This is a genomic window from Rubrivivax sp. JA1055, assembly GCF_020966565.1.
GTDB classification, from domain to species: Bacteria; Pseudomonadota; Gammaproteobacteria; order Burkholderiales; family Burkholderiaceae_C; genus Rubrivivax; species Rubrivivax benzoatilyticus.
In genome coordinates, this window is sequence record NZ_JAJKFP010000006.1 from 540,954 (window position 1) to 560,616 (window position 19,663).

Annotated in this window: 15 protein-coding genes, 1 pseudogene and 1 riboswitch; of the genes and pseudogenes, 2 read left to right on the forward strand and 14 right to left on the reverse strand. The window is 70.7% G+C overall.

What is annotated here, in order from left to right; genetic code table 11:
- Nucleotides 1-11 precede the first annotated feature (11 nt).
- From pheT to LOC65_RS11955, 7 genes and pseudogenes are all read right to left on the reverse strand, one after another.
- A complete protein-coding gene (pheT, locus tag LOC65_RS11925; protein ID WP_230247623.1) occupies nt 12-2,420 on the reverse strand; it encodes a phenylalanine--tRNA ligase subunit beta in 2,409 nt (802 codons plus the stop codon).
- A 15-nt stretch (nt 2,421-2,435) separates the two neighbouring features.
- Complete coding sequence (pheS, locus tag LOC65_RS11930; RefSeq protein WP_009856973.1) at nt 2,436-3,491, reverse strand: phenylalanine--tRNA ligase subunit alpha; 1,056 nt, start codon at nt 3,489-3,491, stop codon at nt 2,436-2,438.
- A 118-nt stretch (nt 3,492-3,609) separates the two neighbouring features.
- Nucleotides 3,610-3,966, reverse strand: a complete 357-nt coding sequence (rplT, locus tag LOC65_RS11935; protein ID WP_009856974.1) for a 50S ribosomal protein L20 — start codon at nt 3,964-3,966, stop codon at nt 3,610-3,612.
- 30 nt (nt 3,967-3,996) lie between these two features.
- Entirely contained in the window at nt 3,997-4,200 is a 204-nt protein-coding gene (rpmI, locus tag LOC65_RS11940; RefSeq protein ID WP_009856975.1) for a 50S ribosomal protein L35, read from the reverse strand.
- Between the two features lie 138 nt (nt 4,201-4,338).
- Nucleotides 4,339-4,875, reverse strand: a complete 537-nt coding sequence (infC, locus tag LOC65_RS11945; protein WP_081467610.1) for a translation initiation factor IF-3 — start codon at nt 4,873-4,875, stop codon at nt 4,339-4,341.
- A gap of 87 nt (nt 4,876-4,962) precedes the next feature.
- Nucleotides 4,963-6,870, reverse strand: coding sequence for a threonine--tRNA ligase (thrS, locus tag LOC65_RS11950; RefSeq protein ID WP_164964178.1), 1,908 nt, complete (start codon nt 6,868-6,870; stop codon nt 4,963-4,965).
- Between the two features lie 173 nt (nt 6,871-7,043).
- A pseudogene (locus tag LOC65_RS11955) lies at nt 7,044-8,116 on the reverse strand (phospholipase).
- Nucleotides 8,117-8,238: 122 nt separating this feature from the next.
- On the opposite strand from LOC65_RS11955, the gene LOC65_RS11960 reads away from it, so the two are divergent.
- Entirely contained in the window at nt 8,239-9,759 is a 1,521-nt protein-coding gene (locus LOC65_RS11960) for a glucan biosynthesis protein (protein ID WP_405048254.1), read from the forward strand.
- Nucleotides 9,756-11,969, forward strand: a complete 2,214-nt coding sequence (mdoH, locus tag LOC65_RS11965) for a glucans biosynthesis glucosyltransferase MdoH (RefSeq protein ID WP_255718016.1) — start codon at nt 9,756-9,758, stop codon at nt 11,967-11,969. The genes LOC65_RS11960 and mdoH overlap by 4 nt, the downstream gene beginning before the upstream one ends.
- Here mdoH and LOC65_RS11970 read toward each other — a convergent pair.
- The 7 genes from LOC65_RS11970 to LOC65_RS12000 all read right to left on the reverse strand — a co-directional run bounded on the left by LOC65_RS11970 (nt 11,918) and on the right by LOC65_RS12000 (nt 19,660).
- The gene (locus LOC65_RS11970; RefSeq protein WP_230247626.1) at nt 11,918-14,257 is read right to left on the reverse strand and encodes a Tex family protein; all 2,340 of its coding nucleotides are present in this window, start codon (nt 14,255-14,257) and stop codon (nt 11,918-11,920) included. The two genes, mdoH and LOC65_RS11970, sit on opposite strands and share 52 nt — an antisense overlap.
- Nucleotides 14,258-14,343: 86 nt before the next feature.
- Nucleotides 14,344-15,555 (reverse strand): TIGR03862 family flavoprotein, encoded by a 1,212-nt coding sequence (locus tag LOC65_RS11975; protein ID WP_230247627.1) that lies wholly within the window; start codon nt 15,553-15,555, stop codon nt 14,344-14,346.
- Entirely contained in the window at nt 15,548-16,210 is a 663-nt protein-coding gene (ribB, locus tag LOC65_RS11980) for a 3,4-dihydroxy-2-butanone-4-phosphate synthase (protein ID WP_230247628.1), read from the reverse strand. The genes LOC65_RS11975 and ribB overlap by 8 nt, the downstream gene beginning before the upstream one ends.
- A 92-nt stretch (nt 16,211-16,302) precedes the next feature.
- Nucleotides 16,303-16,447, reverse strand: a riboswitch (FMN riboswitch).
- A gap of 40 nt (nt 16,448-16,487) precedes the next feature.
- The gene (locus tag LOC65_RS11985; protein WP_230247629.1) at nt 16,488-17,399 is read right to left on the reverse strand and encodes an SDR family oxidoreductase; all 912 of its coding nucleotides are present in this window, start codon (nt 17,397-17,399) and stop codon (nt 16,488-16,490) included.
- Entirely contained in the window at nt 17,396-17,848 is a 453-nt protein-coding gene (locus LOC65_RS11990) for a GNAT family N-acetyltransferase (protein ID WP_009856988.1), read from the reverse strand. The genes LOC65_RS11985 and LOC65_RS11990 overlap by 4 nt, the downstream gene beginning before the upstream one ends.
- Nucleotides 17,845-18,855, reverse strand: coding sequence for an NADP-dependent oxidoreductase (locus tag LOC65_RS11995; RefSeq protein WP_230247630.1), 1,011 nt, complete (start codon nt 18,853-18,855; stop codon nt 17,845-17,847). Before LOC65_RS11995 ends, LOC65_RS11990 begins: the two co-directional genes overlap by 4 nt.
- Before the next feature lie 16 nt (nt 18,856-18,871).
- The gene (locus LOC65_RS12000; RefSeq protein WP_230247631.1) at nt 18,872-19,660 is read right to left on the reverse strand and encodes an SDR family oxidoreductase; all 789 of its coding nucleotides are present in this window, start codon (nt 19,658-19,660) and stop codon (nt 18,872-18,874) included.
- Nucleotides 19,661-19,663: the final 3 nt, after the last annotated feature.

Below are 19,663 nucleotides of genomic sequence, written 5' to 3' on the forward strand. Positions count from 1 at the left end.
TCGGCTAGGGCTCAGGTGCGAAGACGCGCGCCGCAGGCGGCCTGCACGCGCTCGACGGCGGCGGCGACGGCCGCTTCGATGCGCTCCTCGGTCAGTGTCGCGGCCGGGTCCAGCAGTTCCAGGCGCACGGCCAGGCTGCGTTCGCCCGCGGCCAGACCGCCACCCGGCTGAGCCGGCTTGTACAGGTCGAACAGCGTCGCCTGACGCACCAGGGCGTCGGCACGCAGGGCGGCGATCAGCGCGTCGTGGCGCACGCCCTCGCCCACCACCAGCGCCAGATCGCGCCAGACGGACTGCTGGCGCGACAGCGGTTCGACGTTCGGCAGCGGGCGCTCGAGCAGCGCCGCAGCCTCGAGTTCGAAGACCACCGGAGCCTGCGGCAGCTCGTAGGCCTGGCGCCACTTCGGATGCAGCTCGCCGACGAAACCGACGGCACGGCCGTCGACCTCGACGCGCGCGCAGCGCCCCGGGTGCAGCGCCGGGTGCTCGGCGGCGACGAAGACCGGCTTGCGCGGCGCGAACAGCGCCTCGACATCGGCCTTGACGTCGAAGAAGTCGACCGGGCGCTCCTTCTGCCCCCACTGCAGCGGCGCGACGCCGCCGTAGGCCAGGCCGGCCACACGCAGCGGCTGGGCGACGCCGGCCACGGCCAGCGGGCCGTCGACCGCCGCCGGGTCGCGGCGGAAGACGCGGCCGATCTCGAAGACCCGCACGCGCGTCGTCTTGCGCGCCAGGTTGCCGCGCAGCACGGCGACCAGGCTGCCGATCAGGCTCGAGCGCATCACCGCCAGCGGCGCGGCGATCGGGTTCAGCACCTTGATCGGGTCGGCATTGCCGGCCAGCTCGCGCTCCCAGCGCTCCTCGACGAAGCTGAAGTTGATCGTCTCCTGGTAGTCGAGTGCGGCGACCGCACGCTGCAGCGCCGACGCGCTGCGGCGCGCCTCGGGGCGCACGCGCGCCGTCACCGGCGCCTGCGGCGGCGTCGCGGGCAGCTTGTCGTAGCCGACGACCCGCGCGACTTCCTCGATCAGGTCTTCCTCGATCTTCAGGTCGAAGCGCCAGCTCGGCGGCGTCACGGTCAGGCGGCCGGGTTCTTCGCTGAATTGCAGTCCCAGGCGGCGGAAGACCTCGGCGCACTGCGGCTGCGTCAGCGGCAGGCCGGTGACCTTGGCGGCACGCTCGACACGCAGCGTCACCGGCTCGGCCTTCGGCAACGCCAGCGTCTGGTCGTCCATCGGGCCGGCTTCGCCGCCGCAGATGTCGATGATCAGCTGCGTGATGCGTTCGATGTGCTCGACGGTCAGCGCCGGGTCGACGCCACGCTCGAAACGGTGGCCGGCATCGGTGCTGAAGTTGTAGCGCCGCGAACGGCCCTGCACCGCCTCGGGCCACCAGAACGCGGCCTCGACGTAGACGTTCTTCGTGTCGTCGGACACCGCGGTGGCGTCGCCGCCCATGATGCCGGCCAGCGACTCGACCTGCACCGCGTCGGCGATGACACCGACCTTGGCGTCGACGGTGATCGTGTTGCCGTTGAGCAGCTTCAGCGTCTCGCCTTCGTGGCCCCAGCGCACGACCAGCTTCTCGTGGATCTTGTCGAGGTCGAAGATGTGCGACGGGCGGCCGAACTCGAACATCACGTAGTTCGAGATGTCGACCAGCGCGCTGACGCTGCGCTGGCCGCAGCGCGCCAGGCGGTCGACCATCCACTGCGGCGTCCTGGCCTTCGTGTCGACGCCGCGCACGACGCGGCCGGAGAAGCGGCCGCACAGGTCGGCGGCCTGCACCTCGACCGGCAGGCGCTGGTCGTGCGCCGGCACGACGGGCGCGATCGCTGGCGTCACCAGCGGCGTGCCGGTCAGCGCCGAGACCTCGCGTGCGATGCCGTAGACGCTCAGCGCGTGCGCCAGGTTGGGCGTGAGCTTGAGCGTGAAGACGGTGTCGTCGAGCTTCAGGTATTCGCGGATGTCGGTGCCCACCGGCGCGTCGGCCGGCAGTTCGAGCAGGCCGCCGTGCTCGTCGGCGATCTTCAGTTCGCGCGCCGAGCACAGCATGCCGAAGCTCTGCACGCCGCGCAGCTTGCCGACGCCGATCTTGAACGGCTTGCCGTCCTCGCCGGGCGGCAGGACCGCGCCGACAGTGGCCAGCGGCGCCTTCAGGCCGGCGCGCGCATTGGGCGCGCCGCAGACGATCTGCAGCGGCTCGGCGGCGCCGATGGACACCTTGCAGACGCGCAGGCGGTCGGCCTGAGGGTGCGGCTCGGCTTCGAGGATCTCGGCGACGACGATGCCGCTGAACGGCGGCGCCACCGGCGCCAGGCTCTCGACCTCAAGGCCGGACATGGTCAGCAGGTCAGCGAGCTGTTGCGTGCCGAGCGGGGGGTTGCAGAACTCGCGCAACCAGGATTCTGGGAACTGCATGCGGCTCTCGTCGGGTCAGCGGAACTGGGAAAGGAAGCGCAGGTCGTTGTCGAAGAACAGGCGCAGGTCGGGCACGCCGTAGCGCAGCATCGCCAGGCGGTCCGGGCCCATGCCGAAGGCGAAGCCGATGTGGCGCTCGGGGTCGAGGCCGAAGTTGCGCACGACGTTCGGGTGCACCTGGCCGGAGCCGGCGACCTCGAGCCAGCGCCCGGCCAGCGGGCCGCTGCGGAAGGCGATGTCGATCTCGGCCGACGGTTCGGTGAACGGGAAGAACGACGGCCGGAAGCGCACGTCGAAGTCGTCGGTCTCGAAAAACTGGCGGATGAACTCCGAGAAGACGAACTTCAGGTCCTTGAAGCTGACGTTCTCGCCGATCCACAGGCCTTCGCACTGGTGGAACATCGGCGAGTGCGTCGCGTCGCTGTCGACGCGGTAGGTGCGGCCGGGGGCGACGACTCGGATCTCGGGGATGCTCTTGCCGGCGGCCAGATCGGCAGCGTGCTTGGCGGCGTGGGCACGTGCGTAGCGCACCTGCATCGGGCTGGTGTGCGGACGCAGGTTCAGCCAGCGGCCCTGCTCGTCCTTCAGGTCGACGTAGAAGGTGTCCTGCATCGAACGCGCCGGATGGTTCTCCGGGTTGTTCAGCGCGGTGAAGCTCATCCAGTCGGTCTCGATCTCGGGACCCTCGGCGACGTCGAAGCCCATCGAGCCGAAGATCTGCTCGATGCGCTCGATGACGCGGCTGACCGGGTGCAGCCCGCCGACCGAACGCCCGCGGCCGGGCAGCGTGACGTCCAGCGCCTCGGCGCGCAGCTGCGCGGCGAGTTCGGCTTCGGCCAGGCGCTCGCGCGCGGCCGTCAGCTCGGTCTCGATGCGGGCCTTGGCCTGGTTGATCTCGGCGCCGAGCGTCTTCTTCTGCTCGGGCGGCAAGGCGGCCATGCCCTTCAGCAGCTCGGTCACGCGACCGCTCTTGCCGAGGTAGCGCGCCTTGGCGTTCTCCAGTTCGGCCGGGTTGGGCGCCGCGCCGAAGTCGGCAACGGCAGCCTGCACCAGCGATTCGAGGTCGTTCATGTCGGCAGGATCTGCGGAGAGCCGGCGCCCACGGTGTCGGCTCGAGAAAACAAAAAAGGCCGCCTGCAAGCTGACGGCCTTTGGAACGCTCATGCCCCGGCGAGCCGGGGCTTGCCGGTCAAGCGAGCTGGGCCTTCACCTTCGCCACGATGGCGCCGAAAGCCGCCGGGTCCTTGACCGCCAGATCGGCCAGGACCTTGCGGTCGATGTCGATCTGCGCCTTCTTCAGGCCGGCCATGAACTTGCTGTAGGTGATGCCGAGCTCACGGCTCGCGGCGTTGATACGCGCGATCCAGAGCTGACGGAACACCCGCTTGCGGGTACGACGGTCGCGGTAGGCGTACTGGCCCGCCTTCATCACCGCCTGCTTGGCGATGCGGAAGACGTTCTTGCGACGGCCACGGAAACCCTTGGCGAGGGCCAGGATCTTCTTGTGGCGGGCGTGGGCGGTTACACCGCGTTTGACGCGAGGCATTGTGTGGCTCCTTGTGCGTGCGTAAGAAGATTACAGGCCGGCGAAGGGCAGCATCGAGGCGATGTGGCCCATGTCGGTCTCGTGCACGTTCGCGGCGCCGCGCAGGTGGCGCTTACGGGTCGTGCTCTTCTTCGTCAGGATGTGGCGCTTGAACGCCTGGCCCCGCTTGACGGTGCCACCCGGACGCACGCGGAAGCGCTTCTTCGCGCTGCTCTTGGTCTTCATCTTGGGCATGACTGCTCCTTCTAAGTGACCCCTGCAGGCGTCGCCGGAAGAATCCGGCGTGCTTGTCGGCCTGCAGCGGCTTCTGCTCCCCCGCCGCGGTGACCGACCGCGGCGGCGGAATTCCATCAACTCAAACGGCCCGCGCCTTCACTTCCGCTTGGGCGCCAGCACCATGATCATCTGCCGGCCTTCGAGCTTGGGCATGTGCTCGACGACCGCCACGTCCGCCAGCTCGTCGCGGATGCGCTCCAGGAGGCGCATGCCGATGTCCTGGTGCGTGATCTCGCGGCCGCGGAAACGCAGCGTGACCTTGCCCTTGTCGCCGTCCTCCGCGATGAAGCGGCGCAGGTTGCGCATCTTGATCGCGTAGTCGCCTTCGTCGGTACCGGGACGGAACTTGACTTCCTTGACCTCGATGACCTTCTGCTTGGACTTGGCTTCGGCAGCCTTCTTCTGCTCCTGGTACTTGAACTTGCCGTAGTCCATCAGCCGACACACCGGCGGATCCGCAGTGGCCGCGATCTCGACGAGATCGACGTCCAGCTCGCCAGCCATGCGCAGGGCCTCCATCGTCGGGACGATGCCCAGGGGTTCGTTGTCGACCCCGTTCAAGCGCACCTGCGGCGCCATGATCTCCCGATTCAGCCTGTGCTTGCGCTCCGCGTTGGGAGTGCGGCGATCCATGAACGTAGCGATGTGTCAACTCCTCGAGCGGCCCGAAGGCGACGGGCCGTCAATCCAAGACGTAGGTGCGGGCGGCGCGGGCAAGGCTCATACCTTGGCGGCGATGTCGCTGGCGATCTTCTGCTGGAAGTCTGCGAGAGGCATCACGCCGAGATCGAGGTTGCCCCTCGCGCGCACGGCAACAGCCCCGTTTGCCTTCTCCTTGTCACCGACGACGAGGATGAACGGGGCCTTCTGCACAGAGTGCTCGCGGATTTTATAGTTGATTTTCTCGTTGCGCAGGTCCAGGTGCACTCGCAGCCCCTGCTTTTGCAGCGATTTCGCCACTTCGGCGGCGTAATCGGCCTGGGAATCCGTGATCGACGCCACCACCGCCTGCACCGGCGCCAGCCAGACCGGCAACGCGCCGGCGTGCTGCTCGATCAGGATGCCGATGAAACGCTCGAGGCTGCCGACGATCGCCCGGTGCAGCATCACCGGGTGGCGGCGCGAGCCGTCCTCGGCGACGTACTCGGCGTCCAGGCGCTCGGCCATCGAGAAGTCGACCTGCATCGTGCCGCACTGCCACTGGCGACCGATCGCGTCCTTCAGCGTGTACTCGATCTTCGGGCCGTAGAAGGCGCCGTCGCCCGGGGCGATGACGTAGTCGCAGCCCGAGCGCTTCAGGCTCTCGATCAGCGCCTCCTCGGCCTTGTCCCAGATCGCGTCGCTGCCGATGCGCTTCTCGGGCCGCGTGGCGACCTTGTAGAGGATGTCGGTGAAGCCGAAGTCGGCGTAGACCTTCTGCAGCAGCGCCGTGTAGGCCACGCACTCGCCCAGGATCATGTCCTCGGTGCAGAAGATGTGGCCGTCGTCCTGCGTGAAGCCGCGCACGCGCATGATGCCGTGCAGGCCGCCGGTGGGCTCGTTGCGGTGGCACTGGCCGAACTCGCCGTAGCGCAGCGGCAGGTCGCGGTAGCTCTTGATGCCCTGCTTGAAGATCAGGATGTGGCCGGGACAGTTCATCGGTTTCAGCGCGTAGTCGCGCTTCTCCGATTCCGTCGTGAACATGTTCTCGCGGTACTTGTCCCAGTGGCCGGTCTTCTCCCACAGCGCCTTGTCCAGGATCTGCGGGCCCTTGACCTCCTGGTAGCCGTTGTCGCGGTAGACACGGCGCATGTACTGCTCGACCTCCTGCCAGACGGTCCAGCCCTTGGGGTGCCAGAACACCGTGCCGGGCGAATGCTCGTCGAGGTGGAACAGGTCGAGCTCGCGGCCAAGCTTGCGGTGGTCGCGCTTCTCGGCTTCCTCGAGCATGCGCAGATAGCCCTGCAGCTCGTCCTTGGTCGCCCAGGCCGTGCCGTAGATGCGCTGCAGCTGCTCGTTGTTCTGGTCGCCGCGCCAGTAGGCTCCGGCCACCTTCATCAGCTTGAAGTGCTTGAGCCGGCCCGTGCTCGGCACGTGCGGGCCGCGGCACAGATCCTCGAAGTCGCCTTCGCGGTACAGCGAGACGTCTTCGTTGCTCGGGATGCTGCCGATGATCTCGGCCTTGTAGTCCTCGCCCAGACCCTTGAAATAGGCCACGGCCTCGTCGCGCGGCAGCACGCGGCGCACGACCGGCTCGTTCTTGGCCGCGAGTTCGGCCATGCGCTTCTCGATCGCCGCCAGGTCTTCCGGCGTGAACGGGCGCTTGTAGGCGAAGTCGTAATAGAAGCCGTTTTCGACCGTCGGGCCGATCGTCACCTGGGCCTCGGGGAACAGCTGCTTGACCGCGTAGGCCAGGAGGTGGGCCGTCGAGTGGCGGATCAGCTCCAGCGCGTCGGGGTCCTTCTCGGTGACGATCGCGAGCTGCGCGTCGCGTTCGATGCGATAGCTCGTGTCGACGAGCTTGCCGTCGACGCGGCCGGCCAGTGCGGCCTTGGCCAGGCCGGCGCCGATCGAGGCGGCGACGTCGGCGACCGTCAGCGGCGCCGGGTATTCACGCCGGGAACCATCCGGCAGGGTGATCTGGATCATGTTCAACCTCGGGAAATGAAAAAGCGCGGAGCCAGGCCGCGCTTTGTCCGGAGAAAGGGAATCGCGGGACGCGCGGGGCTCAGACCTCGGTGGTGAACGGGGTAGTCCGCGGTGTCATAACCGTCATGCCTTTCTCGCCCTTGTTGGGTTGATGGGAACGGGCATTTTAGCCCTCATGCAAGCGCCGCAGCGTCGATCGTGCGCCCGGAAGCCACCAGCTCGGCGAATTCGTCGGCCAGGCGGCGGCTCTCGTCGACTGCGCGGCGCCACACGCGCACGCGGCCCGCAAGGTCGTCGCCGTAGGCCTTGAAGTCGGCGCGGTCGGGCAGCTTGCCGTTCGGCAGCGAGGCCACCCACTCGGGTGTCGGCGCCAGGACGACGACGTTGTCGAGCAGCGGTGTCGCGCGATGGCGGCGTTTCCAGGCCTTGTCCAGCCAGCCGGGCACGACCTGTGGCTGGAAGTGCGGGTACAGCACCAGGCCGTCGGTCATCGCCGCGTAGCCCAGGTGCAGGTGGTAGTCGGTGATGCCACCGTCCCAGTAGGCGCCGCGCGGGCCACCCGGCACGTCGTGCACGGCGTCGAGCCAGAACGGGATCGAGCAGCTGGCCAGCACCGCCGGCGCGAGGTTGTGCGGTGTCAGCGCGCAGACCCGGCTCGGATAGTCCGACAGCGCGAACGGCAGCGCGTCGCGCGGGTCGCTGAAGACGACCCGCTCGATCCAGCCGCCCAGCGCTCGCCGGCTGGCGGCGTTGGCGACGAAGGCGCCGGCGTAGCCGATCGGCGTGCGCCAGCGCCCTTCCCGCCGCAGGACATGGCGGCCGCGACTCGTGAAAACGTGCAGCCGAAAACGCGGATGCGACAACACCTCGTCAGCGCGAACACCAGTCGTGCGTTGACGGTCTGTCCGAATGATTCGCTGACCTGCCGCTTCGTCGGCGGCCGGCCCGGTTCGTGCTCGTAGTGTTGCGTGATGTAGTCCTCGGCCAGAGTCGCCAGCGCCCCGTCGGCGTCGGGCAGGCAGGCCGAAGCCAGTCTCCAGGAGCCGATCGATGCGCCCAGAAGGTGCACGGTCTCCGTCGTGTCACGCAGCCAATGCCCGAAAATGAACCGGTCGAGCGGAATGAGCACCAGACCTTTCGGCCCGCCGGCGGCACCCGGCATCACCCGGACGTCGCTGGCCCGCAGGCCGCGTTCCTGGAGTGCACGCCGTGCGCGTGGCCCGGCGAAGAGTTGCAAAGCACGCATGGGCCGCGATGCTAGGGCAGGTCTTGTTGCCATCGCTCACGGCCCGATACGCCCGCACCCCGCGACACGCGGCGGTTGCGACCCTATGTTCCAAGGCAATGCAAATTGAAGCGACGTCCGTGATGCGCCGCAGCGGCTGGCTGCGTGCCCTGACGACCCTCGTGGTCGCCGCCTCCTCCCTGACGGCCGGCCAGGCCGGCGCCTTCGGCCTCGACGATGTCGCCCGCGACGCCGAAGCCCTGGCGCGCCAGCCTTACCGGGAACCGGCGCCGCTGCCGGCCGAACTCGCCCAGCTCAGCTACGACGACTACCGCAAGGTGCGCTACCGCCCCGACCAGGGCCTGTGGCGCCCCGAGGCCCTGCCCTTCGAGCTGCAGTTCTTCCACGTCGGCCGCGGCTTCACGCGGCCGCTGAAGCTGATGGAGATCGTCGACGGCCAGGCCCGGCCGCTGGAGATCCCGCGCGCCGCGTTCAGCGACGAAGGCGTGCTGCCGCCGTCGGAGGTGGTCTCCGGCATCGCCGGGCTGCGTGTGCACCACGCGCTGAACACGCCGAAAGTGATGGACGAGCTGATCGTCTTCCTCGGCGCGAGCTACTTCCGCGCGCTGGGCGCCGGCCAGCGCTACGGCCTGTCGGCACGTGGCCTGGCGGTGGACACCGCCGGCGGCAACGGCGAGGAGTTCCCGGCCTTCACCGCCTTCTGGCTCGAACGCCCGGTGCCGGGCGCGCAGACGCTGCGCCTGTACGCCCTGCTCGACGGCCCGCGTGTGGCCGGCGCCTACCAGTTCGACGTCAAGCCCGGGCAGACGACCGTCGTCGACGTGCAGGCGCGGCTGTGGCTGCGCGCGCCGGTCGCGACGCTGGGCATCGCGCCGCTGTCGAGCATGTTCCTGCACGGAGAGAACCAGCCGGTGGCCGACGACTACCGCCCCGAGGTGCACGACTCCGACGGCCTGCAGATCGCCACCGGCGACGGCGAGTGGATCTGGCGTCCGCTGACCAACCCGAGGCGAGGCGCCTTCGTCACCTCGTTCGCGCTGAAGTCCCCGCGCGGTTTCGGCCTGCAGCAGCGTGACCGCAGCTTCACCAGCTACGAAGACCTCGAAGCCGCCTACGAGCGCCGGCCCAGCGTCTGGATCGAGCCGCTGGGCGACTGGGGCGCCGGCCGTGTCGAGCTGCTGCAGTTCCACACGCCCGACGAAACCCACGACAACATCGCCGCCTACTGGGTGCCGCAGACGCTGCCGCCCCCGGGACAGCCGCTGGCCATCGGCTGGCGCATGCACTGGGCCGCCGATGCCGCGACGCAGCCGCCGGGCGCGCGCGTCGTGCAGACGCGTTTCGGCCACGGCTACCGCGAGGCGCCGATCCCGCCACAGCGCCTGCAGTTCCACCTCGACTTCGACGGCCCGGCGCTGGCCGGGCTGCCGGCCGACGCCGCCGTCGAGGCGGTCGTCAGCGGCAATGACAACGCGCGTGCGCTGCGCGCGATCGTTTATCCCAATCCGGCGCGCGGCGGTTGGCGTGTCTCGATCGATGTCGAGCGCGCCGATGCCGGCCGCGCCCTCGAGCTGCGTGCGTTCCTGCGCCTGGGCGACCGCACGCTGTCCGAAACCTGGTCCTACGCCCTCGCACCCCAATGAAAACCACTCTACGCACCGCACCCCCGGTCGTGCGTTCGCCGATGCGACCGCACCCCTGGTTCGGTTTCCTGCGCGGCCTGCTGTTCGCCGCGATGCCCGGCATGAGCTACGGCGCGGTGCCACGCGACACGCCCTGGCTGGCCGCCGCGATGGCGCGCCGCCGGCTGCTGCTGGCGCTGGTGGCGGCCTTCGCCGTCGCCGCCTGGTCGCTGACACCCGAGGGCACGCCATGGCCGCAGGCGCTGCTGCAGACGCTGCTCTTCGCCTGGGTGGCGATCGGCTTCGTCACCGCGCTGATGGGCGGCTGGGTGATGCTGCGCGGCGACCCGCACGCGCTGACGCTCAAGCGCCCGCACGCGCCGATCGACCGCGGCGCACGCACCGCGGTGATCATGCCGATCTGCAACGAGGACATCGCCACCGTGTACGGCGGCCTGCGCGCGACCTGCGAGTCGCTCGCCGCCACCGGGGCGCTGTCGCTGTTCGACATCTACGTGCTGTCGGACACCGCCGACCCGAAGCTGCGCGCGGCCGAAGTCGCCGCCTGGGAGCGCCTGCGCACGATGCTGGGCGACGGCGAGGTCGACGGCGGCGCGCGTGTCTTCTACCGCTGGCGCCGCCGGCGCACCAAGCGCAAGGCCGGCAACGTCGCCGACTTCTGCCGCCGCTGGGGCTCGCAGTACCGCTACATGGTCGTGCTCGACGCCGACAGCACGATGAGCGGCCGCACGCTGGTCGACATGGTGCGGCTGATGGAAGAGAACCCGCGCGCCGGCATCGTGCAGTCGCTGCCGACGGCGCGGGCGCAGGACACGCTGCACTCGCAGCTGCAGCAGTTCGCCACGCGGGTCACCGGCCGGCTGTTCTCGCTGGGCATGGCCTTCTGGCAGCTCGGCGAGTCGCACTACTGGGGCCACAACGCGATCATCCGCGTCGAAGCCTTCATGAAGCACTGCGCGCTGGCGCCGATCCCGGGCCGCGGCGGCCTGGCCGGCGAGATCCTGTCGCACGACTTCGTCGAGGCCGCGCTGATGCGCCGCGCCGGCTACGAGGTCTGGCTGGCGCCGCAGCTCGACGGCTCCTGGGAGCAATACCCGCCCAACCTGCTCGCCGAGCTGCAGCGTGACCGCCGCTGGTGCCAGGGCAACCTGCAGAACGCGCGCCTGGTGGCCGAACCGGGCTGGCGCCCGGCGCACCGCGCGATGTTCGTCACCGGCGCGCTGTCGTACGCGATCGCGCCGCTGTGGATCGGCTTCGTCGTGCTGGGCACGCTGCTGGACCCGCCGGAGATGTCGCACGACAGCGCCGTCGTGCTCTGGGTCATGACCGCCATGCTGCTGCTGATGCCGCGTGTGCTCGGCGTCGTCGCGGTGCTGGCCGCCGGCCAGGCCCGCCGCTTCGGCGGCGTGGCGGCGCTGCTCGCCAGCTCGGTGCTGGAGCTGCTGGCTTCGGCGATCCAGGCGCCGCTGCGCATGCTCGCCCACACGACCTTCGTCATCGGCGCGCTGACCGGGCTGAAGCTGGAATGGAAGTCGCCACCGCGGCAGGCCGGCACCGTCGCCTGGCGCGACGCGGCGGTCAGCATCGGGCTGATGTCGCTGCCGATGCTGGCGCTGGCCGTGCTGGGCCAGCGCAGCGGCGAGATCGGGGTCTGGCACCTGGCGCCGCTGGTCGTGCCGCTGCTGCTGGCGGTGCCGTTCACGGTGCTGACCGGCAGCGAGGCCGTCGGCCGCGCAGTGCGCCGCGCCGGCCTGCTGCTGACGCCCGAAGACCGCGAACCGCCGCGCCCGGTGGCACGCGCCGCCGAGAACCGCGGTTTTGCCGACCTCGTGCCGCCGCCGGTGGTCAACGCCGCCCGCAGCGCAGCCGCTGCCATCGGCCGGCCGCGCGCGGTAATGGCCACGGGCATGGCCACGCTGGCAGTGTTCGTCACGCTGCCGCAGACCGGCATCACGCCGCAGCTGTCACCGGCGCTGCAGGCCCAGCGCGACATCTTCGCGCTGATGCGCTCGTCGCCGATCAGCGTGCCGCAGGTGCAGCTGGAACCCAGCCCGGTGACCGTGCGTCTGGACGCCAGCTACCGCCCGGCGGCACGCATCGACGACGACATCCGCCGCCGCGCGCTGGAGGCCGTCCAGCGCGCCCAGGGTCAGGAGAACTACGAGCGCTTGGTCAACAACTTGGCGAAGGCCGCGGCCATCGCGCCCTGACCCTGTTGCTGCGCGGCGGCCTGGCCGCCGCCGCGGGCACGCTCGTCGCGACCCGCGGGCCGGTAGGCGTTGCCGCCCCGTTCGCCCGCCGGGCGCGGCGCCGCATCCAGCTTCATCGTCAGCGAGATGCGCTTGCGCGCCAGGTCGACCTCGAGCACACGCACCTTGACCGTCTGGCCGGTCTTCACGACCTCGCGCGCGTCGTTGACGAACTTGTTGGACAGCTGGCTGACGTGCACCAGGCCGTCCTGGTGCACGCCCAGGTCGACGAAGGCGCCGAACTGGGCGACGTTGCTGACCGTGCCTTCGAGCACCATGCCCGGCTGCAGGTCCTTGATGTCCTCGACGCCTTCGTTGAAGCGCGCCACCGTGAAGTCGGGCCGCGGGTCGCGCCCGGGCTTCTCCAGCTCGGCGAGGATGTCCTTGACGGTGATGGCGCCGAACTTCTCGTCGGCGAAGAGTTCGGGCTTGAGCGTGCGCAGCACCTCGGCGCGGCCCATCAGCTCCTGCACCGGCCGGCCGGTGGCGGCCAGCATCTTCTGCACGACCGGATAGGTCTCCGGGTGCACCCCGGTCAGGTCCAGCGGGTTGTCACCGTCGCGGATGCGCAGGAAACCGGCGGCCTGCTCGAAAGTGCGCGGCCCCAGGCCCGACACCTCCAGCAGCTGCTGGCGGTTGCGGAAGGCGCCGTGCGCGTCGCGCCAGCGCACGATGCTCGCCGCCACGGCCGGCGACAGCCCCGACACGCGCGCCAGCAGCGGCGCCGACGCGGTGTTCAGGTCGACGCCGACGCCGTTGACGCAGTCCTCGACGACGGCGTCCAGCGACTTCGCCAGCCCGCTCTGGTTGACGTCGTGCTGGTACTGGCCGACGCCGATGCTCTTCGGGTCGATCTTCACCAGCTCGGCCAGCGGGTCCTGCAGCCGGCGCGCGATGCTGACCGCGCCGCGCAGGCTGACGTCCAGCTCGGGCAGCTCCTTGCTCGCGTACTCGCTGGCCGAATAGACCGAGGCGCCGGCCTCGCTGACGACGACCTTGTCGATCTGGACGTCGGGCGCCATCTGGCGGATGCGCTTGATCAGGTCGGCGGCCAGCTTGTCGGTCTCGCGGCTGGCGGTGCCGTTGCCGATCGCGATCAGGTTGACGCCGTGCGTCGCGACCAGGCGGCCGAGCACGTGCAGCGAACCTTCCCAGTCGTTGCGCGGCTCGTGCGGGTAGACGGTCGAGGTGTCCAGCACCTTGCCGGTGTCGCTGACCACGGCCACCTTGACGCCGGTGCGGATGCCCGGGTCCAGGCCCATCACGACACGTTTGCCGGCCGGCGCGGCCAGCAGCAGGTCGCGCAGGTTGTCGGCGAAGACCTTGATCGCCACGGCCTCGGCCTCCTCGCGCAGGCGCGAGAACAGGTCGCGCTCCAGCGACAGCGAGAGCTTGACCTTCCAGGTCCAGGCGACGGTCTTGCGGATCAGGTCGTCGGCCGGGCGCTTGGCGTGGCTCCAGCCGAGGTGGCGCGCGATGCGGCCTTCGGCGCGTGACGGCTGGCCGGGCACGAGCTCCTCGTCGAGCACCAGCTTGGCGTCCAGCCACTCCTGCGTGCGGCCGCGGAACACGGCCAGCGCGCGGTGGCTGGGCACGGTGCGGATCGGCTCGGCGTAATCGAAGTAGTCGCGGAACTTGGCGGCGTCGGCGTGGTTGCCGTCCTTGCCGTCGACCAGCTTGCTCTGGAACAGGCCTTCGGCCCACAGCCATTCGCGCAGCTGGCCGACCAGCACCGCGTCTTCGGCCCAGCGTTCGGCGAGCAGGTCGCGCACGCCGTCGAGCACCGCGTGCGCGTCGGCAAAACCGCCGTCGGCGTTGATGAAGGCGGCGGCCTCGGCCAGCGGCTCCAGCGTCGGGTCGGCAAAGAGCTTGTCGGCCAGCGGCTCGAGGCCGGCTTCGCGGGCGATCATGCCCTTGGTGCGGCGGCGCGGCTTGTACGGCAGGTACAGGTCTTCCAGTTCCTGCTTGGTCGGCGCGGCCTCGATGGCGGCGCGCAGTTCGGGCGTCAGCTTGCCTTGTTCGTCGATGCTCTTGAGCACCGCGGCACGGCGCTCCTCCAGCTCGCGCAGATAGGCCAGGCGGGCCTCCAGTTCACGCAGCTGGACGTCGTCGAGGCCGTCGGTCGCCTCCTTGCGGTAACGGGCGATGAACGGCACCGTGGCGCCGCCGTCGAGCAGTTCGACCGCGGCCAGCACCTGCGCCGGGCGAACCTTCAGTTCGGCGGCGATCTGCAGAACGATCTTGTCCAAAAGCAAAGTCCGGGAAAGCGAAAGGCGCGCAGTTTAATGGCCGGCCGTGACCGCCCGCCGGCGGTGGCCACGGCCGGCGCGAGGGCTCAGCGCGACAGCCAGCGCGCGGCGCCGTCACCCGCCGCGAGCCCGGTCGTGAAGCAGCCGGTCAGCAGATAACCGCCGGTCGGTGCCTCCCAGTCGAGCATCTCGCCGGCGACGAAGACGCCCGGCAGCGCCTGCAGCATCAGGGCGTCGTCGACGGCGCCGAGGCGCACGCCGCCGGCGCTGCTGATCGCCTCGGCGATCGGCCGCGGCGCCGTCACCGGCACCGGCAAGGCCTTGATCGCCGCGGCCAGCTTGTCGACGTCGTGCTGATCGGCCTTGGGCACCAGCTCCCACAGCAGCGCGGTCTTCACGCCGCCCAGGTTCAGCCGCGACTTCAGGTGCGAGGCCAGCGAGCGGCTGCCACGCGGGTGCGCCAGTTCGCGCCGCACCCACTCCAGCGGCCGCGCCGGCAGCAGGTCGAGCTCGAACACCGCCCGGCCGTCGCGCGCGATCGCATCGCGCAGCGCGGCCGAGAAGGCGTAGACCAGGCTGCCTTCGACGCCGGTCTCGGTCAGCACGAATTCGCCCGGGCGGCGCTCGCCGCCGAAGGCGATGGCCACCGACTTCAGCGGCTCGCCGGCGTGGCGCGTGCGCAGGAACTCGCTCCAGGCGACGTCGAAACCGCAGTTGGACGGCGCCAGCGGCGCCAGCTCGACGCCACGCGCTGCCAGCCAGGGCCACCAGGCGCCGTCGCTGCCCAGGCGCGGCCAGCTGGCGCCGCCCAGCGCCAGGACCGTCGCGTCGGCGCGGCGCGTCACCGGCCCGGCCGGGCCGTCGAAGGCCAGCGCGCCGTCGTCGCTCCATCCGGTCCAGCGGTGGCGCATCTGGAAGACGACGCCGGCCGCACGCAGCCGGTGCAGCCAGGCGCGCAGCAGCGGCGCGGCTTTCATTTCCGCCGGGAAGACGCGGCCCGAGGTGCCGACGAAGGTCGACACGCCGAGCCCGGCGGCCCAGGCGCGCAGCGCGTCGGCGCCGAAAGCCTGCAGCCGCGGCGCCATCCAGCCGGCGGCCGGGCCGTAACGCGTGACGAAACGCTCGAAGGGCTCGGAGTGCGTCAGGTTCAGCCCGCCCTTGCCGGCGAGCAGGAACTTGCGCCCCGCCGAGGGCATCGCGTCGAAGACCTCGACACGGTGCCCGGCGGCGGCCAGGCGTTCGGCGGCCATCAGTCCGGCCGGGCCGGCACCGATGACGACGGCCAGGCGATCAGCCATCGGCCCTCCCCTGGCGCCACTGCACGAGGTCCTCGATGGACAGCGTCGGCAGCCCGTGCAGCGCGGCGAAGGCCTCGATCTGGGCGCCACGCGCCATGCTGCCGTCGGGGTTCATCAGCTCGCAGAGCACCGCGGCGCGTTGCAGGCCGGCCAGGTCGCAGAGTTCGATCGCGCCTTCGGTGTGGCCGCGGCGCTGCAGCACGCCGCCAGCTTCGGCACGCAGCGGGAAGACGTGGCCGGGGCTGACCAGCGCGTCGGCACCGGCACCGGGCGCGGTGGCGGCACGCACCGTCGTCAGCCGGTCGGCGGCGCTGACACCGGTCGTGACGCCGTCGCGCGCCTCGATCGACACGGTGAAGGCCGTGCCGTGGCGGCTGCCGTTGTGAACGACCATCGGCGCCAGCCGCAGCCGCGCTATGGCCTCGGGCGGCAGGCACAGGCAGACGATGCCGCTGCATTCGCGGATCAGCATCGCCATCGTCGCCTCGGTGAGGTGTTCGGCGGCGACGATCAGGTCGGCCTCGTTTTCGCGGTCGTCGTCGTCGACGAGCAGCACCGGGCGGCCGGCGCGCATCGCCGCCGCGGCGGCAGCCAGCCGCTGGCGCAGCGTGGACGGAGAACCGGCCAGCGCCGGGGTGTGGACAGAGTGATTCATGTGGAGACGCTCCTTCGAGTGGGATGGAGACGTTCCAGGGACGCCTGCGCGCCGCCACGCCGCAACCAGCCGGAGCCGGGCGCGGCACAGCGGCACGTCTTCTTTCATCCGGACTGTGACCGTCGGCCCTGGCTTCGCACCAGGTCTGCTGACCCCGGCTTGCGCCGGGCGCTCGCGGGCTCGCGGCCGGAGCCGCCTACCGCCGGTGGGGAGTTCCACCCCGCCCTGAAGACGTGTGCCGGCACCATGCCGGCGCCCGGACTGTAACCGCTGCCGCTCAGCCCCGGCCGCGCAGCGCCGCGCGCAGCTGCTCGCCGACCTGGGGTCGGTCGGCGAAGGCGTCGCTCGGGTTGCGCCCGGCGACGAGGTCGTCCAAACGCTGGCGCACCGAGCCCAGCGTCTGCGGATGGCTGAAGACGTAGAAGCGGTTCTCGTCCATCGCGTCGAAGACCCACTGCGCGACGTCGGCAGCGCTGACCTTGCCGCCGGTGACGGCTTTTTCCATCATCGCCTGGGCGACCATCTGGCTGCGTGTCGGCCGGCCGTCGGCGGCCAGCTCGGGCGGGCGGTGGCGGCCGCTCTCGTGGATGCCGGTGGGCACGAAGAACGGGCACAGCACGTGGGCGTGCACACGTTCGGCGACCAGCGACAGGTCCTGGTACAGCGTCTCGCTGAGCGCCACGACGGCGTGTTTGCTGACGTTGTAAACGCCCATGTTGGGCATGTTGACGAGGCCGGCCATGCTGGCGGTGTTGACGACGTGGCCGCGGTAGCCGGGGTCGGCCTTCGCCGCTTCCAGCATCGCCGGCACGAACACGCGCACGCCGTGCGCCACGCCCATCAGGTTGACGCCTAGCACCCATTCCCAGTCGCGCGCCGACTGCTCCCAGATCAGCCCGCCGGCGCCGACGCCGGCGTTGTTGAAGACGAAGTGCGGCGTGCCGAAACGCTCGAAGGTGGCCGCGGCCAGCGCCTCGACCTCGGCCGCCTTGGCGACGTCCAGCCGGACCGGCAGCACCTCGGCGCCACGGCCACGCAGTTCCTCGGCCGCGGCGTCCAGCGCGGCGGCCTGCAGGTCGGCGGCGACGATCTTCATGCCGCGTGCGGCGGCGATGCGTGCGGTCTCCAGCCCGAAGCCGCTCGCGGCGCCGGTGATGACCGCGACGCGGCCCTGCCAGTCGGTGTTCATCGGGGGCTCCTCAGCAGCATTTCGAGGTGGGGGATGTCGTCTTCGAGGTAGGGCTCGCCGACCGGCTCGAAGCCGAAGCCGGCGTAGAAACGTTCGAGGTGGGCCTGGGCGCTGATGCGGATGCCCTGCCCCGGCCACGCCGCCAGACAGCGCGTGACGCCTTCGGCGACCAGCGCGCGGCCCAGCCCGGTGCCGCGGCGCTCGGCCGAACTGATGACGCGGCCGATCGACGGCTCGGCGTACTTCAGCCCCGGATCGACGACACGCAGATAGGCCTGCAACACGCCGGCGTCGTCGCGGCCGAGCAGATGCCAGCAGTGCCGGTCGATGCCGTCGGGGTCCAGGTACGGCCCTTGTTCGAGGATGAAGACGCGGCAGCGCAGCGCCAGCGCGTCGTAGAGGTCGTCCAGGCGCAGGTCGTCCCAGCGCAGCCAGTGCCAGTGGATCAAACGAGTTTCACCAGTTGTTTGCCGAAGTTGCGGCCCTTCAGCATGCCGAGGAAAGCCTCGGGCGCCGCGGCCAGGCCGTCGGCGACGCTCTCGCGGTACTTGATCGTGCCGCCGGCCACACCCGCCGCCAGTTCGCGCAGCGCCTCGGGCCAGTCGCCCATGTGCTCGCTGACGATGAAACCCTGCACCGTCAGCCGCGACTGCAGGATGAGCTGCGGCCAGGTCATCGGGATCGGCTGGCCGTCGTAGCCGGCGATCATCCCGCACAGCGCGATGCGGCCGAAGTCGTTCATTCGCAGCATCGTCGCGTCCATCACCGCGCCGCCGACGTTCTCGAAGCAGCCGTCGACGCCGTCGGGTGCGGCGTCGCGCAGCGCACGCGCCAGCGAGCGTGCGTCGGCGTGTTCGCGGTAGTCGATGCAGGCGTCGAAGCCCAGTTCGTCCACGACGTAGGCGCATTTGGCCGCGCCGCCGGCATAACCGACGACGCGGCAGCCGCGCGCCTTGGCGAGCTGGCCGACGACGCTGCCGACGGCGCCGCTGGCGGCGCTGACCACCACCGTCTGCCCGGCCTTCGGCGCGATGATGCGCACCAGCCCGTACCAGGCGGTGACGCCCGGCATGCCGACGGCGCCCAGGTAGACCGACAGCGGCAGCCGCGTGTCGACCTTGCGCAGCATGCCGGCGGCGCCACCGTCGACCACCGAATAGAGCTGCCAGCCGCCCATGCCGACGACGGCGTCGCCGGCCGCGTAGCCCGGGTGGCGCGAGTCGACGACCTCGCCGACCGTGCCGCCGATCATCACCTTGCCCAGTGGCTGCGGTGCGGCGTAGCTCTTGGAGTCGTTCATGCGGCCGCGCATGTACGGATCCAGGCTCAGGTAGTGGTGGCGCACGAGCACCTGGCCGTCGGCCAGCGCCGGCAGCGGCGCCTCGACGAAGCGGAAGTTGGCGGCCGTCGCTTCGCCTTGCGGGCGCGAGGCCAGCACGATCTGCTGGTTGTTCATGTCGTCTCCTGGAGCCCTAGCCAGCGTGCACGGCGCTGACACCGCCGTCCACCGCCAGCACCTGGCCCGTGATGTGTTTGCCGGCCGGGCTGCACAGCAGCAGCGCGGCGCCCTTCAGATCGTCGTCGTCGCCGATGCGGCCCAGCGGCGCCGCGGCGGCCAGGCGCTGCTCGCCGACCGCTTCGAGCGTGCCGCGTGTCATCTTGCTCGGGAAAAAACCCGGCGCCAGCGCGTTGACGTTGATGCCGTGGCGGCCCCATTCGCCGGCCAGCGTGCGCGTGAAGTTCACCACCGCGCCCTTGCTCGTGCCGTAGGCGATGAACTTCATGTTCAGGCTGCCGGCCAGGCCGGCGATCGAGGCGACGTTGACGATGCGCCCCGAACGGCGCGGGATCATGCTGGCGCGCGCCACCGCCTGCGAGAACAGGAACAGGCTGCGCACGTTAAGGTCCATGACCTTGTCCCAGGCGTCGAGCGGGTGGTCCTCGGCCGGCGCGCCCCAGGTGGCGCCGGCGTTGTTGACGAGGATGTCGATCGGCCCCAGGCGCTGCAGCGTCTCGTCGACGACGTGCTGCACGTCCTCGGGGCGGCTGGCGTCGCCGGCGACCCAGCGCGCGTCGATTCCCCGCTCGGCCAGGCGGGCGACGGCCTCCTCCAGGTCGGCCGCCTTGCGCGAGGTCAGCATCACCTTGGCGCCGGCTTCGCCCAGCGCCTCGGCGATCTGCAGCCCCAGGCCGCGCGAGCCGCCGGTGACGAGCGCGACACGCCCGTCCAGGCGGAAGAGGTCCATCACCGGCGTACTCATCAA

What these genes read in the sequence shown, in the direction of transcription:
- rplT (WP_009856974.1), bottom strand. Translation starts at nt 3,966, where the DNA reads ATGCCTCGCGTCAAACGCGGTGTAACCGCCCACGCCCGCCACAAGAAG.
- LOC65_RS11995 (WP_230247630.1), bottom strand. Translation starts at nt 18,855, where the DNA reads ATGAACAACCAGCAGATCGTGCTGGCCTCGCGCCCGCAAGGCGAAGCG.
- LOC65_RS11960 (WP_405048254.1), top strand. Translation starts at nt 8,239, where the DNA reads ATGCGCCGCAGCGGCTGGCTGCGTGCCCTGACGACCCTCGTGGTCGCC.
- thrS (WP_164964178.1), bottom strand. Translation starts at nt 6,870, where the DNA reads ATGATCCAGATCACCCTGCCGGATGGTTCCCGGCGTGAATACCCGGCG.
- pheT (WP_230247623.1), bottom strand. Translation starts at nt 2,420, where the DNA reads ATGCAGTTCCCAGAATCCTGGTTGCGCGAGTTCTGCAACCCCCCGCTC.
- pheS (WP_009856973.1), bottom strand. Translation starts at nt 3,491, where the DNA reads ATGAACGACCTCGAATCGCTGGTGCAGGCTGCCGTTGCCGACTTCGGC.
- mdoH (WP_255718016.1), top strand. Translation starts at nt 9,756, where the DNA reads ATGAAAACCACTCTACGCACCGCACCCCCGGTCGTGCGTTCGCCGATG.
- infC (WP_081467610.1), bottom strand. Translation starts at nt 4,875, where the DNA reads ATGGATCGCCGCACTCCCAACGCGGAGCGCAAGCACAGGCTGAATCGG.
- LOC65_RS11985 (WP_230247629.1), bottom strand. Translation starts at nt 17,399, where the DNA reads ATGAACACCGACTGGCAGGGCCGCGTCGCGGTCATCACCGGCGCCGCG.
- ribB (WP_230247628.1), bottom strand. Translation starts at nt 16,210, where the DNA reads ATGAATCACTCTGTCCACACCCCGGCGCTGGCCGGTTCTCCGTCCACG.
- rpmI (WP_009856975.1), bottom strand. Translation starts at nt 4,200, where the DNA reads ATGCCCAAGATGAAGACCAAGAGCAGCGCGAAGAAGCGCTTCCGCGTG.
- LOC65_RS12000 (WP_230247631.1), bottom strand. Translation starts at nt 19,660, where the DNA reads ATGAGTACGCCGGTGATGGACCTCTTCCGCCTGGACGGGCGTGTCGCG.
- LOC65_RS11975 (WP_230247627.1), bottom strand. Translation starts at nt 15,555, where the DNA reads ATGGCTGATCGCCTGGCCGTCGTCATCGGTGCCGGCCCGGCCGGACTG.